Annotated in this window: 14 protein-coding genes; all 14 read left to right on the top strand. The window is 26.6% G+C overall.

The window, feature by feature from the left end; genetic code table 11:
• The first annotated feature begins 29 nt into the window (after positions 1–29).
• Positions 30–1,268, top strand: coding sequence for an MFS transporter (locus tag KXZ80_RS10585; RefSeq protein WP_021433448.1), 1,239 nt, complete (start codon positions 30–32; stop codon positions 1,266–1,268).
• A gap of 130 nt (positions 1,269–1,398) precedes the next feature.
• Positions 1,399–2,307, top strand: coding sequence for an ABC transporter ATP-binding protein (locus tag KXZ80_RS10580; RefSeq protein ID WP_021433447.1), 909 nt, complete (start codon positions 1,399–1,401; stop codon positions 2,305–2,307).
• A gap of 2 nt (positions 2,308–2,309) precedes the next feature.
• Entirely contained in the window at positions 2,310–3,020 is a 711-nt protein-coding gene (locus tag KXZ80_RS10575; RefSeq protein WP_021433446.1) for an ABC transporter permease, read from the top strand.
• Positions 3,021–3,075: 55 nt separating this feature from the next.
• Complete coding sequence (locus tag KXZ80_RS10570) at positions 3,076–3,768, top strand: response regulator transcription factor (protein ID WP_021433445.1); 693 nt, start codon at positions 3,076–3,078, stop codon at positions 3,766–3,768.
• Positions 3,769–3,791: 23 nt separating this feature from the next.
• Entirely contained in the window at positions 3,792–4,256 is a 465-nt protein-coding gene (locus tag KXZ80_RS10565; protein ID WP_021433444.1) for an LURP-one-related/scramblase family protein, read from the top strand.
• Positions 4,257–4,362: 106 nt separating this feature from the next.
• Positions 4,363–5,736, top strand: coding sequence for a sensor histidine kinase (locus KXZ80_RS10560; RefSeq protein WP_021433443.1), 1,374 nt, complete (start codon positions 4,363–4,365; stop codon positions 5,734–5,736).
• Positions 5,737–5,827: 91 nt separating this feature from the next.
• Entirely contained in the window at positions 5,828–7,501 is a 1,674-nt protein-coding gene (locus tag KXZ80_RS10555) for a MutS-related protein (RefSeq protein ID WP_021433442.1), read from the top strand.
• 134 nt (positions 7,502–7,635) lie between these two features.
• Positions 7,636–9,978 carry an immune inhibitor A domain-containing protein gene (locus KXZ80_RS10550; protein ID WP_021433441.1) on the top strand — a complete coding sequence of 781 codons (2,343 nt, stop codon included), beginning with the start codon at positions 7,636–7,638 and terminating at the stop codon, positions 9,976–9,978.
• 168 nt (positions 9,979–10,146) lie between these two features.
• Positions 10,147–10,680, top strand: a complete 534-nt coding sequence (locus KXZ80_RS10545) for a hypothetical protein (RefSeq protein WP_021433440.1) — start codon at positions 10,147–10,149, stop codon at positions 10,678–10,680.
• On the top strand, positions 10,667–11,482 hold the full coding sequence (locus tag KXZ80_RS10540) for a 6-carboxyhexanoate--CoA ligase (RefSeq protein WP_052011324.1): 816 nt from the start codon (positions 10,667–10,669) through the stop codon (positions 11,480–11,482). The genes KXZ80_RS10545 and KXZ80_RS10540 overlap by 14 nt, the downstream gene beginning before the upstream one ends.
• A 12-nt stretch (positions 11,483–11,494) precedes the next feature.
• Positions 11,495–12,661 carry an 8-amino-7-oxononanoate synthase gene (gene bioF / locus KXZ80_RS10535; protein ID WP_021433438.1) on the top strand — a complete coding sequence of 389 codons (1,167 nt, stop codon included), beginning with the start codon at positions 11,495–11,497 and terminating at the stop codon, positions 12,659–12,661.
• Positions 12,662–12,757: 96 nt separating this feature from the next.
• Positions 12,758–13,192, top strand: coding sequence for a MarR family winged helix-turn-helix transcriptional regulator (locus tag KXZ80_RS10530; protein ID WP_021433437.1), 435 nt, complete (start codon positions 12,758–12,760; stop codon positions 13,190–13,192).
• A 23-nt stretch (positions 13,193–13,215) separates the two neighbouring features.
• Positions 13,216–13,989, top strand: coding sequence for an EFR1 family ferrodoxin (locus tag KXZ80_RS10525; RefSeq protein WP_021433436.1), 774 nt, complete (start codon positions 13,216–13,218; stop codon positions 13,987–13,989).
• Positions 13,990–14,184: 195 nt separating this feature from the next.
• Entirely contained in the window at positions 14,185–15,906 is a 1,722-nt protein-coding gene (locus tag KXZ80_RS10520; RefSeq protein ID WP_021433435.1) for a DUF3472 domain-containing protein, read from the top strand.
• The last annotated feature ends 101 nt before the right edge of the window (positions 15,907–16,007 follow it).

Below are 16,007 nucleotides of genomic sequence, written 5' to 3'. Positions count from 1 at the left end.
ACAAAAAGGTTGTGAGAAGAGGGGATATAATGAAAAATGCTTGTAAGATAAAACTAAGTAAGAATATAAAGTTGTTTCTTACTATAAATCTTATAGCTTCTTTTGCTATGGGAATTTTTAATATGTTTGTGGGGATATACTTAAAAGAAATTGGTTATAAAGAACAGTTTGTAGGAAGTGTTCTTTCAATTAATACATTTTCTATAGCAATAGGATCTATCTTTAGTGCGTACTTAATTGAAAGAATAGGTAGGAAAAAAAGTTTCAATTTAGGATTTATATGTATAGCAATAGGTTCTATTTTTATAGTTTTTTTCAATAATTCAAACTTAATATTAATTATGGCAATTATAAATGGTTTTGGGATGAGTATAAAAACTACAGCAGAAGGTATGTACATACTTGAAAATACATCTGAAGAGGAACGAGTATCAGTTTTTAGTACGAATTTTATAATGTCTAATATAGGTATGATGGGTGCTTCTTTTTTAGGTGGAGTTATGTCATCTTATCTAGATAATTATTTTACATCAAGTGAATCTATAAAGTATATATTTATAATAACTTCTATATTATCTATTTTAGCTTTGATTCCTATATTTTTTATGAAGGAACCTGAGTATGAAAAACATAGAAATTTAAAAGAGTGTTTAAAAGGATATGCATCTATATTAAATAAAAAGATTGTAAGTTTTATGGTTTATCAATTCCTAATAGGAATAGGGGCTGGAATAATTGTACCATTTTTTAGTGTATACTTAAAATATTCTATGGATATAGGTGATAATATTGTTGGAACTATACTTTCAATATCACAATTTGGGTGTATAATAGGAGGCATGATTATACCTTTTATGTCGAACAAGTTTGGAAAGGTAAAATCAGTTATAATTTGTCAATTATTATCTATTCCATTTTTACTATCAATTGCTTTTCCACAAGGAATATTTATTATAACTATTGCATTTTTTATGAGAAATGGACTTATGAATATGGCTATGCCACTTATTCAAAACTTATCTATGGAAATTGTGCATGAAAGTGAAAGAACCAATATGAGTAGTTTAATAGCTTTATCTAGTAATATTAGTAGAGCTATAGGAATTGCAATTGGTGGCTTTTTAATGGAAACTATATCTTATACAATTCCTTATTATTTTACGGTTGCATTTTACTTAATAGCAGTTATACTATTTAGTTATATATACAAAAATGAACTTAAAATAAAAAAGAATATACAATGCTTAAACATTACAAGTAATAAATAAAACTAGCTGAAAAGCTAGTTTTTTTTTTATTAAAATAAAAAAATTTAAAAACATTAAATAATATAGAAAGGTTTTAGAAAGGTTACAACTTTAAAATTATATTATCAAATTAAATGAAGAGGTGATAAATATGCAAGAAATTTTAAAAGTTGAAAACCTGACTAAAAAACGAGGAAATAAGTTAGTTGTTGATAATTTAAGTTTTACTGTAAACCAAGGTGACATATTTGGATTTTTAGGGCCAAATGGAGCAGGTAAAAGTACCACAATGAAAATGATATTAAATTTAATTAATAAAGATAGTGGTAAAGTTTATATTGATGGATATGATATAGACAAAAAATTTAAAGAGGCTATAAAAAATGTAGCTGCAATTATAGAAAGTCCAGCAATATACCTTGAGTTAACTGCATATGAAAACTTAAAAATAGTAAAAAACTTTAGTGATACGTATTCTTGTAGCTATGAAATTGATGAAGTGTTAGAAATAGTAGGTCTTAAAGGTAGAGGTAATGAAAAAGCTAAAAATTACTCTTTGGGTATGAAGCAAAGATTAGGAATTGCTATGGCACTTATAAAAAATCCTAAAATAATATTATTAGATGAGCCAACAAATGGATTAGATCCAAAAGGTGTTATAGAAATGAGACAATTAATAAAAGAATTGGTTACTAAACACAAAAAAACTATTATAATATCATCACATATTTTACATGAAATAGAAATGATTTGTAATAAAGTTATAATTATAAAAAATGGGAAACAGATTCTAGAATCAGACATAGAAAGTATAACTACTAAAAAAGATCTATTTTTTATAAAAACTACAGGTATAGGTGAAGCAGCAAGAGTTTTAAATGATAAAAATTATGCAAAGATAGAAAAAACAGAAAAAAATGGAATAATTGTTCAAGCTAATGAATCTAGTATAGCTTTAGTAATAAAAGAACTTGTAAATAACAATATACCGATATATGAAGTATCAATAAATAATAGTTCTTTAGAAGACATATTTATAGAGGTTACAGGAGGAAATTAATTATGAATAGTATAATAAAAAATGAATTTATAACTAACAAAAAAAGTTCTTTACTATTAGCAAATATTTTGATATTAGCATCTACTGCACTAGCTTATTTTGCAACTACAAAAGTAGCTGGGAGTAGCGTTTTAGGTGAATCTCAAATAATGTTAATGTTTCTTAAGTCAACATTAACTATAATACCTCCATTTATTATAATTATAATTTCTAAAGTTATAACAGAAGAGTTTAATAATGGAGGAATGAAAATATACCTTATAAATCCTATAAGTAGGACAGAGGTCTTAATGGGCAAGTTAGTATTTATATGCATAAATGTATTAATTACCATGATAATTCAAATAATAATAAGTATTATAGCAGCTTCAATATTGACTCAAGTTCCAGAACTAGAATTAATTAGCGATGTAATTTATAAATATGCAGTTACATTTATACCTATAATAGGATTAGTTTCAATTTTATTTATACCAGGTCTTTTAATACCAAGTTCAAGACATACTATATCATTTGGTATTTTCATAATAATTGGATTTGATATAATATGTTCGTATTTTAGTAAATTAAATCCATATAGCATAACGTATATACTAAAAAATATTGCAGATATGAATACTAATACTATTAACAATATTATAATAAGTTTAGTTTACTTTATAGTAGGAATGGTAATTTCAAGCTATATTTTCAAAAACAAGGAAATAAGATAATATATATTAAGAAACAAGTATAATATCATGGTTTATATATTAGAGGAGGATTATAATGTATAATATTTTAGTCGTAGATGATGAAAAAGAAATAGTAGAATTAGTAGAACTTTACTTTAGAAATAATGATTATAAAATATTTAAGGCTTATGACGGTATAGAGGCTATTAACATTATAGATAAAAATGATATAAACTTAGCTATTGTAGATATAATGATGCCAAACTTAAATGGATATTCTTTAATTGTAAATATAAGAAGTAAGCTAAATATACCAATAATAGTTATTTCAGCCAAAGTTGAAGGATACGATAAAATATTAGCTTTAGATATGGGAGCAGACGATTATGTTACAAAGCCATTTGATCCTTTAGAATTAGTAGCCAGAGTTAATGCTCAAATAAGAAGAGTATATGGATACTCAAATTCGAATGAAATTGAAGAACAATTAATAGAAGTTGGGGATTTAAAATTAGATTTAGAAGCTTGTAAGTTAACCAAAAACGGTGAAGAAATACAACTTACATCAACAGAATTAAAAATAGTTGAATTGTTCATGAAGAATCCAAATAAGGTTTTTACAAAAAAAAATTTATTTGAATCTGTATGGGATGAAGTCTATATAGCAGAAGACAATGCTATAATGGTTCAAATAAGCAAAATAAGAGATAAAATTGAAGAATCTAATAAAGAACCTAAATATATAAAAACAATAAGAGGAATTGGATACAAATTTGAAAGTAAATAAATATGTACATTAGGAGGAAAATTATGAGATACCATATGAAATCTAAACTTTTTAAGTTAAAGGAAGACTTTTGGATAAAAAATGATAAAGAAGAAGATGCATTCTTTGTAGATAATAAATTAATATCTGTGGGGCTGCAATTTAAAATGATGAAAGATAATAAAACTTTATATGAAGTAAAGCAAAAACTAGCATTATTGCCGAAGTACGAAGTTATGGAAAATTCAGAAGTAGTAGCGACTTTAAATAAAAAATTAACTTTTATTAAAGATAGAATGACTATAAACTGCAAATATGGAGAATTAACGGTAAATGGAAATTTATTTGATCGAAAATATAAAATTTATAAGGAAAACAAAGAGATAGCTGATATAAAAAAAGATTTATTTAAACTTACAGATGGATATACTATAGATATAAATTTTGAAGATGAAGCTTTTATATTAACATTAATAGTAATAATCGATGATATATTAGATAAACATTAAAATATATAATTATAACTGCAAATCTTATGAACACACTCTATATATAATAATTTATATATAGAGTATTTTTATAATAATATTAAAAGGTATGAAAGGAAAGATAATTTTGAGAAAAGGTAAAAGTTTATATAGTATATTTATAATAAATTCAATATTAGCAACTTTAATATTTATAGTTGGAATAATAATATTTCTTTATCTAATATTATTTCAGATTAGTAATGTAGTAAATAGTAAAAACTTAGAAGTAACAAAAAGTGGAATAAACTATTTATTTAAAGAAAATTATAAAGAGATAGATATAAAAAAGATATTGAGTGAAGATGGATGGGTAGAAGAAGTTGAAAATGGTAAAATAGTAAATATCATAGGGGTAAAAAAAGATAAAAAAGAATTTTATTCAATTGAGGATTTTATAAATGAAAAAAATACAAATTACAAGTATGAATCAAGAGCGTATAAGCAAGGAGATAAGCTATATATTGTAAAGATACCTGATTATAGCTATAAAATTTTTCACGAAATGTATGGGAATAAAAAATCTAAAATATATATGTCTCTTAGCTTACTACTAACGATAATTATTGTTTTCTTGATGTTTATTATATTATCTATATTATCCATAAGAAAAATATCTAGGCCTCTTAAAATTTTAGAAAATGAAATTAAAAAAATGAGTGAAGGATATTCAAATGTAAATGTTAAGTTTAATTCATATAGGGAGTTTAATAAAATAAAAGAATCATTTAATAGTACTGTTGATAAGCTTGAAAAATCTGAAATCGAAAGACGTATAGCAGAAGATAGTAAAAAGAGAATTATAAGAGATATCTCACACGACTTGAAAACACCAATAACTTCAATATTAGGGTATTCTAAAGCGATATCAGAAGGGGTTGTAACAAGCGAAGATGAAAAAAAGATATACTTAGATTATATATATAATAAAACTAAAAGAATAAACTATTTAGTTGATGAATTGTTTGTTTTTTCTAAACTTGATAGCCCGGGTTATAAACTAAATTTAGAAAAACAGGATATAAGTGAATTTGTAAGAGAATTAGTAGCTTTGTATTATATAGATATAGAAGAAAACGGATTTTTACTTGACGTGAATATACCAGAAGAAAGTATATATTCTATTATAGATACTAAGGCGTTGGAGAGGGCCTTAGGAAATATAATTATAAATGCAATTAAATATAATGAAATTGGAACAACTATTACTGTTGATTTAATAAAGAATGATAAATATGTAGATATAATTATAGAGGATAATGGATGTGGTATTTCACATGATGTTATAGAAAATATATTTGATGAATTTGTAAGAGCTGATGAATCTCGTAAAACAGATGGAGGTAGTGGATTAGGACTAGCAATAACTAAAAAAATTATAAATCTTCATAATGGGAAATTAAAACTATATAGTGAAAAAAACATAGGAACAAAGTTTTCTATAAGATTGGATAGGATATAAAAAGGTCTTGGTATAAACCCAAGATCTTCTATTTTTTATGCCTATACTAAGGTATAATATAATTAAATCAGTATTAAAAAGGAGTAATCAAATGGGGGAATTTTGGAAATTATTAATAGGAATAGTAGTTATATTATTAGTTGGGATAACTTTTTCGATTAATGAAAATAAAAAAAGAATAAAATATATAAAATTTAATATAGTAAATAACTATGGAAAAGATATTGATCTGAACGAAGTTATGATAAAGATGAGAAATGTATCAAGTTATTTTAGAAATAAAAATAAAAAAAATACAATTGATGACATAACTTGGAATGATTTAAATATGGATGATATTTTTAAAAAAATAAATAATACACAATCTACAGCTGGACAAGAAATTTTGTATGATATGTTGAGAAATCCATTACACAATCAAGAAGTTTTAAGAAAACGTGATAAAGTTATAGAATATTTCAAGGAAAATGAAAAAGAAAGATATGAGATTCAGTTTATTTTAGGAAAGTTAGGGAAAAGCAATGAACTATATATAACAAATTGCTTATTTAATAAAGAAGATAATAGTAAAAGTAAACTACTACAATTTAGATTATTATCATGGGCACCAACGCTTAGTTTATTACTATTATTTATAAACCCAATATTTATAATAGTAGCCATAGGGTTTATAGTTTTAAATGTATTTATAAGTCAAAGAAATAAGGTTAGAAATTACGATGCAAACGGGTTTAGCTATATGATAAGTTTGGTTAATGCAGCAAATAAGATAAAAGAAAAAAATATTTGTGAAATAGATGAAAATATCGATTCTATAGACGAAAGTTTAAAAAAATTAAAAAAAATTAGACGAAAAAGTGTAGGAATTCAAGAAAAAAGTATAATGAGCGACATGGATGTATTTGCAGAGTATGCAAATTTAATATTTTTAAGAGAATTAATAACTTATGAAAAAGTTAAAAATACAATAATAAAAAATAAAGAAGAATTAAAAACTGTATATGAATATGTAGGAATTATAGATGCACTAATTGGAGTAGCTTCATTTAGAGAAAGTCTAGATTTTTATACAAAACCATATTTAAAAATTTCAGAAAAAAAAGAAGATAATAATATAGAGTTTAAAGATATATATCATCCACTTATAAAAAAACCAGTTTTGAACAATGGAAATTTCACAAAAGGGGTATTACTTACTGGATCCAATGCATCTGGAAAGTCTACATTTATAAAAACTATAGCGATAAATGCTATAATGGCACAGACTATATATACTTGTTTTGCTAAAGATTATAAATCTTCATATTTTAATATATATACTTCTATGGCATTAAAAGATGATATACATAGTAGTGAAAGTTATTATATAGTAGAAATTAAATCTCTTAAGCGCATATTAAATCAAATAAACAATAACATTCCATGTTTATGTTTTGTAGATGAGATTTTAAGAGGCACAAATACAGTTGAAAGAATAGCATCTTCTTGTGAGGTTTTAAAAAATATAGGTAGCAAAAATACATTGTGTTTTGCGGCTACACATGATGTAGAGCTTACATATATGCTTGAGGATATATTTGAAAACTATCATTTTGAAGAAACTATAACGGACAATGATATAAAATTTGATTATAAGCTTCATAGTGGAAGGACGCAAACTAGAAATGCTATAAAGTTATTAGAGTTTATGGGTTACGATAAAAATTTAGTAGAAAATGCTAATTATAGAGCAAAAAAATTCTTGGATACTGGTAAATGGAAATAAAAAGCACCTTATTATTTAATAAGGTGCTTTGTTTTATATAAAATAGATTAAATTTATATAAAAATTAAATTATATATTAGAATTGGGACGTTGTATTCCATAGTATGTAGAAAATAATACTTAGGGGGAATTTTATGCACTCAAAGAGGGTAGTATCTTTAGTTATCACATTAGGGTTATTAGCAGGTTCACTGACTTCAGTAAATGCACTAAACAATGAAAAACAAAATATAAACAATTCACATAGAAGTGCTAATTATAATATAAGTGGACCGGTAGACATATCTATAGCTAATGAAGAGAAAATAATAGAGATGTTAAAAAAAGAAGGTAAAATAGATAAAAGTGCAAATTTTGAAGAATCAAATAGAGCTTTTAGAACTTATATGAATGAATTAGCAAAAAATAATAAAAGCGAACATATAACTAAACAAGAAAATGAATTTAAATCAAAAGAAAAAAAGAATATAAAAAAACATAGCCCAAACCAGTATAAGGTAAAGAATAGTAATGAAGTTACAGAAGTAAATGTTTTGACTGTTTTGGTTGAATTTGATGATTATAAACATAATGAAATAAAGCCAGGCGAATCAAATATGTATTATCAAAACTATGGAAGGGATCATTTTCAAGATATGTTGTTTGGCGAAAATGGATATAAAGGTCCTAATGGGGAAAATTTAGTGTCAATGAAGCAATATTATGATCAACAGTCAGGAGGGACTTTAAAAATAAATGGAAAAGTAACTGATTGGTATACTGTACCAGGAAGTGCAGTATCTTATGGAGCTCAGGAAGGTTCTAATAATGATATAAATGCAAGACAATTAATAAAAGATGGATTAACAGAGTTAGGTAAAGATAAAAACATAAATTTAAGTGATTTTGATAAAATAGATAGGTATGATTTAGACGGAGATGGAAACTACAATGAGCCAGATGGAATGATTGATTATTTGATGTTTATACATGCAGGTATGGGGCAAGAAGCTGGAGGAGGTAGTCTTGGAAGCGATGCAATATGGTCTCATAGATGGAATTTAGGAGGCATCTATCAAATAGAAGGAACGCAAAGTGAAAATAGTTCAACAGGGAAATTTCTAGCGTATGATTATACTATAAATCCAGAAGATGGAGCAGGCGGAGTATTTTCTCACGAGTTTGGGCATGACTTAGGTATGCCAGATGAGTATGATACGCAGTATTCAAGTAGTTATAGTGAACCCATATCAAATTGGTCTTTGATGTCATCTGGAAGTTGGGCAGGAAAAGTACCAGGAACGGAGCCTACAGGTATAAGTCCATATAGCAAACAACTTATGCAAAATAAATACGGTGGAAATTGGCAAAAATCAACAGAGATAGATTATAAAGATTTAACAACAAAAGGTGTTACATTAGATTTGAAACAAGCAAGTGAAACTGGCCAAACAGTAAAAGTAAATTTACCTGATTTAGAAACAGAAATAGTTAAGCCATTTAGTGGTGAAAATGTGTACTGGGGTGGAAAAGGAAAAGATGGAGAGCCATTAAACAACTCCATGACAGCAGAAATTAATTTAAATAATACTAATAGCCCGCAGTTAAAATTTAAAACTTTATATGATATAGAAAAAGGATGGGATTTTGCAAGTATACAGGTTAGAGAAAAGGGCAGCAAAGATTGGAACTTTATCCAAGGTAACATAACTACTAAAGACCATGATCCAGGAGCGGAGGTAGTTATTCCAAATGGAATAACAGGAAAATCTGATGGATGGGTAGATGCTATATTTGATTTAGGCGATTATAAGGGGAAAGATGTAGAGATAAAATTTGAATATCAGACAGATAAATATACCTTTGGAAGTGGATTTTATGTAGATGATATAAGAATATTAGATGATAACAATGAATTATTTTTTGATAATGCAGAAGAGGGATCTAAATTTGAACTGAATGGATTTAATATTGATAAAGGTAAGGTTTACTCTAAAAACTACTACTTAATAGAATGGAGAAATCATGACGGAGTAGATAAAGGTCTAGCGGGAATAAATTCATTTGGTCAGATGTATGAATACGACCCGGGTATGGTTATATGGTATGTAAATGAGTATTATAGTGAAAACTGGACTGGAGTACACCCTGGAGGTGGATATTTATCAGTTGTAGATGCAGATCAAACAAATATACCTTGGCATTTTTATGATAAAGAAACTGAGTCATTAATAGCTAGTAATAAATATCAAATGCATGATGCGGCATTTAGCTCTAAAAAAGGTAGTAAATTTTCTATTGATGCAGGGGAATCATATGGAAGGATCGCTATAGATAAATATTCATCTTCAAACCCTAAGTTTAGTGATAAAAAAGATTTCACTAATCAAGCGGCTCCAGAACTAGGCGTTAAAGTTCCACAATTAGGAATGGAGATAAAAATATTACATCAAGCAAAAGACAATAGTAGTGCTACAATCAATATAAGTAAAAAATAAAAAAATAACTCTTATATAAAGCATTTTATATAAGAGTTATTTTTTTTATAGATAAAAATTCAAAATAAAAGTTAATTCGTAAAATTAAATGAGTTGACAAAAAATACCTATGCATATTACAATTAAAAATAAAAAGGTTAACTTTTGCGATATGGAGGTTTACTAAAAATGAGAGATAATAAAATACGGGAGTTAACCCTAATATCATTGTTATCAGTAATAATTGCAATATCAGGAATTATTAAATTACCAGGGCTAGTCCCTGGAACAGAATTTCAGATGTCAGCTCCTATAGCAATTGGTATATGTGCTACATTTGGATTTAAAAGATATATATATTCAGGAATAATAGCAAGCTTTATAAATATTTTAATGGGAACACATACAATTTTAAACGTTATAGTAGCGATGATCTTTAGAATCGTTGGAGGAGGATTAATTGGTATATTTGGAAATGGAATAATAGCAGTAACTATAGCTGGTCCAGTAGGAACAATTTTTGGACGAGTAGTTATGAGCTTTATAACTGGAGTTCCAGCTAAATCTTTAATTATTTCAGCGTTTATAGGTATGTTATACACGGCTATGTTATCATATATAACATTTAAATTAATAAAACGTATAACTATTAAAACACCTTATAAAAATTTTATACTTGATGAATATAAGATTGGAGAAAGTAGCAAAAATGAAATTATATAGTGTGAAAATGAGATCTTCTAAAATGAAAGGTAATTTAACTGAGCATATATCCGGAGCAGAGAGTATATCCAATGAGGAAAACTTAGAAGAGGTAATAAGCCTATTAATTAAAAGAGCATTTAATCATCCCAAGGGAAAATCTGATTTTATAAATATAAAATTAGAGGAAATAAGCAAAGAAGAAATTACATATATAGAGCCTCTTCCAGTAACTACTGTAAATGTAGAAAATTATTTAGAAGGATTCAATATTGTAACAAATATACTTGAAAATATGGGTATAGACAAAAGCAAAAGTGATAATATAGTACGGACAATTAGAAGTATTTCAAATATGAGAGGGGCTATACTTTTAGATATAAACACATTTCAAAGGTTAGAAACAGATAAGCAAAGGGGAATAAGAGCAACGTATATGGATTTTGAAGGAAATGATATGGAAACATTGAATAAATCTATTGAAAAAAATGCGCACTTTTTAGAAGCTTTAGCATTAGCTAGTAAGGTTGTAAATTGTGAACAGATTATAGGCGAAGTTTGCTATTCAGATGATCCAAATTATACAGCAGGATATGTAGCATCTAAAAAGTATGGATATGTAAGAATTACAAAGTTAAAAGAGATTGGAGATACCAGTGGTGGTAGGATATTTTTATATGATTCGTCTTTACCGAATAAAAATAAATGCATAGAGTATATTGAAAATAAAAAGATAGTTGTAAAGAATGATATAAAATTCAATGCGAGTATTAGTTATAAGGATTTTATAAATGGAAAAAAACAACTTAAAAATTATTTGTAGAGGAAAAATAAAATGAATGGTATTAATAAAAAAATACAACAATTAAAAGAAATGAGTTTATACAGAGATATTAAATATTTAAGTGAAGCACAAGATAAATATACAACTATAGATAATAAACGTGTAATATTAATGGCATCAAATAATTACCTTGGACTATCAAATAATAATTCAATTAAGAAAGCTGCTATAGAAAGTATAAAGCATTATGGAGTTGGATCAGGAGGATCAAGACTCACAACTGGAAGTTATAATGTACATAGAGAACTTGAGAAAAAAATAGCTACATTCAAAAACTGTGAAGATTGTTTGATTTTTAATAATGGATATATGGCTAATGTTGGAGTAATATCATCAATTTGTGATGAAGAGTTTACAATATTTAGTGACGAGTTAAATCATGCAAGTATAATAGATGGATGTAGATTATCAAAAGCTAAAGTTGTAGTTTATAAACATAATGACATGATAGATTTATCAAATAAAGTTAAGCTGAAAAAGAGTAAGTATGGGGTTATAGTTGCTGATAGTGTTTTTAGCATGGATGGGGATATAGCTAATTTAAAAGAAATTGTAAATATAGCAAAAGATAATAACTTAATGACTATAGTAGATGATGCTCATGCTACAGGTGTTATAGGAGAAAAAGGAAAAGGAAGTTGTGAATATTTTAATATTAAAGATATAGATATTATTATAGGAACACTAAGTAAAGCCATTGGGAGTGAGGGTGGATTTGTATGTGCAAATAGTGAAATAACAAATTTTTTGAGAAATAAAGCAAGAAGCTTTATATTCTCAACTGCACTATCACCTTCCGTTGTATCTGCATCTATAAAAAGTATAGAAATAATTGAAAAAAATCCTGGATTGATAAAAAAGCTTAATGAAAATATTGAATATTTCTGTGAAAAATTAGGGGAGATAGGATTTAAAGTAAAAAGCAATACACCAATAGTTCCTATAATTATAGGAGATGAAGATGTTGCTAATGAATTTAGCAAAAAATTATTAGAAGAAGGTGTATTCATACCAGCTATAAGATATCCAACAGTTAAAAAAGGGGAAGCTAGACTTAGAGCGACTCTTATGGCAACACACACCTTTGATGATATAGATTTTGCTATAAAAAAAATACAAAAAGTAAATGAGTTTATTAAAATTAAAACTACAAAATAAGTTTTGTAGTTTTAATTTTAATAAAATGTTGCGTGCGCAACAAATATATATTATAATAATTTTAAAATAAGTACATTAGTATATGGAGGAGTAGAAATGAAAAAATATGAACCCCTTGGTGATTTAATATATTTTATATCAAAAGAATTAAAATCAAGAATGGATGAATCTTTAAAAGATAGAAATTTAGGGCAAGGACAATTATTAACTCTAATGACTTTATTTAAACTAAAAAATTATGATGAAATCACTCAAGAAGATTTAGCTAAGGTTATGGGTATAAATAAAGCTAATACAAGTAGAAATTTAGCTAAATTAAAAGAAAGTGGATTTATAGTTATAAATCAAAGTAAGGATGATCAGAGGAAAAAAAATATTGAACTTACAAATAAAGCTTTTGAAGAATTTTTATATTTAGAAAAAATCATGAGAGAAATTCATAATGAAATGATATCTGGATTGGATTCGGATTCTTTAGATAGTACTTTATCTACATTGATAAAGATGAAAGAAAATTTACTCAACAAATAGGACTTAAACATTAGGAGGCATATATGAAAATTAATATATTATATTTTTCAGGAACAGGAAATACGCGATATGTAGCAAATTACTTAGGTGAAAAACTAAAAAATGAAAATCATATAGTTAAAATTGATAGTATTGATAAAAACCCTACAGTTGATAAAGATGTGGAGTTACTTATAATTGGAGGGCCAAATTATGCATCAAATGTACCTGAAAAACTTTTAAAATGGGTAGCAAAAAATGTTCCTAAAAATAACTCTAATGCAATAGTTTACTGTACATCAGCAGGAATCGTTAATGCTCATGGGGTAGACTCACTAGAAAACAAATTGAAAAAAAAGGGATATAACATTGTTAGTAAGGAAACTTTAGCAATGCCTAGAAATTTTTATTTTGGTAAATATCCTCAAAACACAGATGATGAGATTAATAAAATTTTAAGTCAAACGAATGAACAGTTAGATGAGTTATTAAAAAATATCAAGTTCAATAATTATAAACATGAAAATAAAGAAACTACGAGTATATTAAAAATAGATTTTTTTGCTAAGTTATTTAATTTTATAGCAAAATTTATAGGTAAAAGTTTTTCAGTCGATAATAGCTGTATAAAATGTGGGAAATGTATAAAAAATTGCCCTAAAGCAAATATAAAATACGATAAAAATAAAAATATTAAATTTGGAAATGATTGTATGGCTTGTATGAGGTGTATACACAACTGTCCTAAACACTCAATAAGTTATAATAATAAAAAGTATGATCAATATAACTTAAATAAATATACTAATATCAAATAAAATATTTAATAGAAAGTAAAAAAGAAGCAGCTTCATTGTAAACTGTTTCTTTTTTATTTTCTAATATAAAAGTTAGTGTAGCTTATAAATTATAATATATATAAACTATATAAAATTTATGCCGATAAATAAGTTGAATCATATAATTGGTAATGATTATATAGAGGGTTAAGTTACAATAGGGAGGTAAATTTAATGAAAAAGAAAATATTGTTAATTGGAATTATGACTGCTTTTATGGTTTTTGGAATTGGGAATAAAAATATAATTCAAGCAGCAAATAATGCAACTGGGATGTATATTGATCCTATAAATGGAAAGTCATCAGATATTATGACTAATGATTGGAGCTCAGTTAAAAATCCACCATATACATATTGGGCAGTTCACAATTGGAATGCAGGAGGAGAAGGTGGTGGTTACGCTGGTTTTCAACAACAAGCTAACAGACGTACAGCACATTTTGCAATTTGGGATCCTATAGCAGTTAGAAAACCAATAGAAGCAGAATATATTTCTTCAGATTCTTCAGCATCACGTTTTGGAGGAGAAGGTGAAGGGATGAAAGTTGAAACTAATTACAATTGGAAGCCAAATAGTTGGTACAAGATGACTATGCGTAATTGGCAAGAAGATGGACATACTAAATTTGGACAATGGATACGAGATGAATCTACAAAACAATGGAAACAAATAGCTGTTTTAGATTTCCCAGTATCAAATGTTCAATTTAATAACAATAATGGTATGTTTCAAGAAGATTGGGCTGGAAATGGATATCAGGAAAGAGAAGCTAGATTAAAAAACTTTTATAGCAGAAATATTTCTGATGGAGAATGGAATTCTTTAGATAAACAGAAAATAACTAGTCAGTATCCTAATATGAATTGGGATGGAGGGGGAAATCCAGAGTATGTTTGGGTGAGTGCTGGGGGTAATATAAAGCCATCTATTAATAGTGGACAAGTATTTACACTTAACCAACCAAGCAAACCAGATGTTGGAGTTTTAGATTTTGATATTATAAATCACAAATATGAAAATGATAAATTAAATATTTCGTGGAAGTTAAATAATGAAAGTACTCCTCAATTTAAAGGGAAAATAGAAATTTATAAGAATTCTTCTATGGAAGGTAAAGCAATAAAAACTATCGATAATATAAAATCATATAAAAATGAAATAAATGAAGAAATTTCACTAGATAGCACAAATGGTATTTATGCAAAAGTAATAATAACAGATTTATTTGATAATATAGTTGAAAAAACAATTGAGATTAATAGTGATGAAAAACCAGGTGACAATAAGGATACAGAAGCACCTACATCTCCTAAAAATATTAAAGCTGTTAATATAACAGAAACATCAGCACAGTTACAATTTGACCCTTCAACTGATAATGTAGGAGTTTCTAAGTATTGGGTTTGGGACGATATTAATAAAAAATATATAGGTTCTTCTGAAAACACAACAGTTGATTTAAAAGACTTAAAATCTAATACGGAGTATTCTTTGATTGTTAGAGCATTTGATGTAGCAGGAAATTATTCATTACCATCATATGTGTCATTCAAGACAAAAGAAGATAATGAATCAACAAATAACACTTGGAATGCTCATATAAATTATCCAATTACAGGAAAAAAAGTAGTTTTTGAAGGAAATACTTATGAAAATAATTGGTGGATTAATGCTGGAGTGAAACCGGACCCAAGAGATAGACAAGGAAAATCTACTGGATGGAAATTAATATCTGGCCCAGCTTTAGATGATAATGCATGGTATCCAGATGTGATTTACATTGAAGGAGATGAGGTTGTTTATAATGGGAAATCATATATTGCAAACCATTGGACAAAGGGAGATAATCCTGAACAATTACATGGAAAAGGAAAACCATGGAGATTAAAATAATAAATATTTTACTAATAGATTAAAATAAAAAATAATATAACTGAGATAAAACAAGAAACTCAGTTATATTATTTTTATTAGTAAAAAATTAAGCTTCAAAG

It is taken from the genome of Paraclostridium bifermentans, assembly GCF_019916025.1.
Taxonomy (GTDB): domain Bacteria; phylum Bacillota; class Clostridia; order Peptostreptococcales; family Peptostreptococcaceae; genus Paraclostridium; species Paraclostridium bifermentans.
Note: the sequence above shows the minus strand (reverse complement) of the source record. Positions and strands in the feature narration are given on the sequence as shown.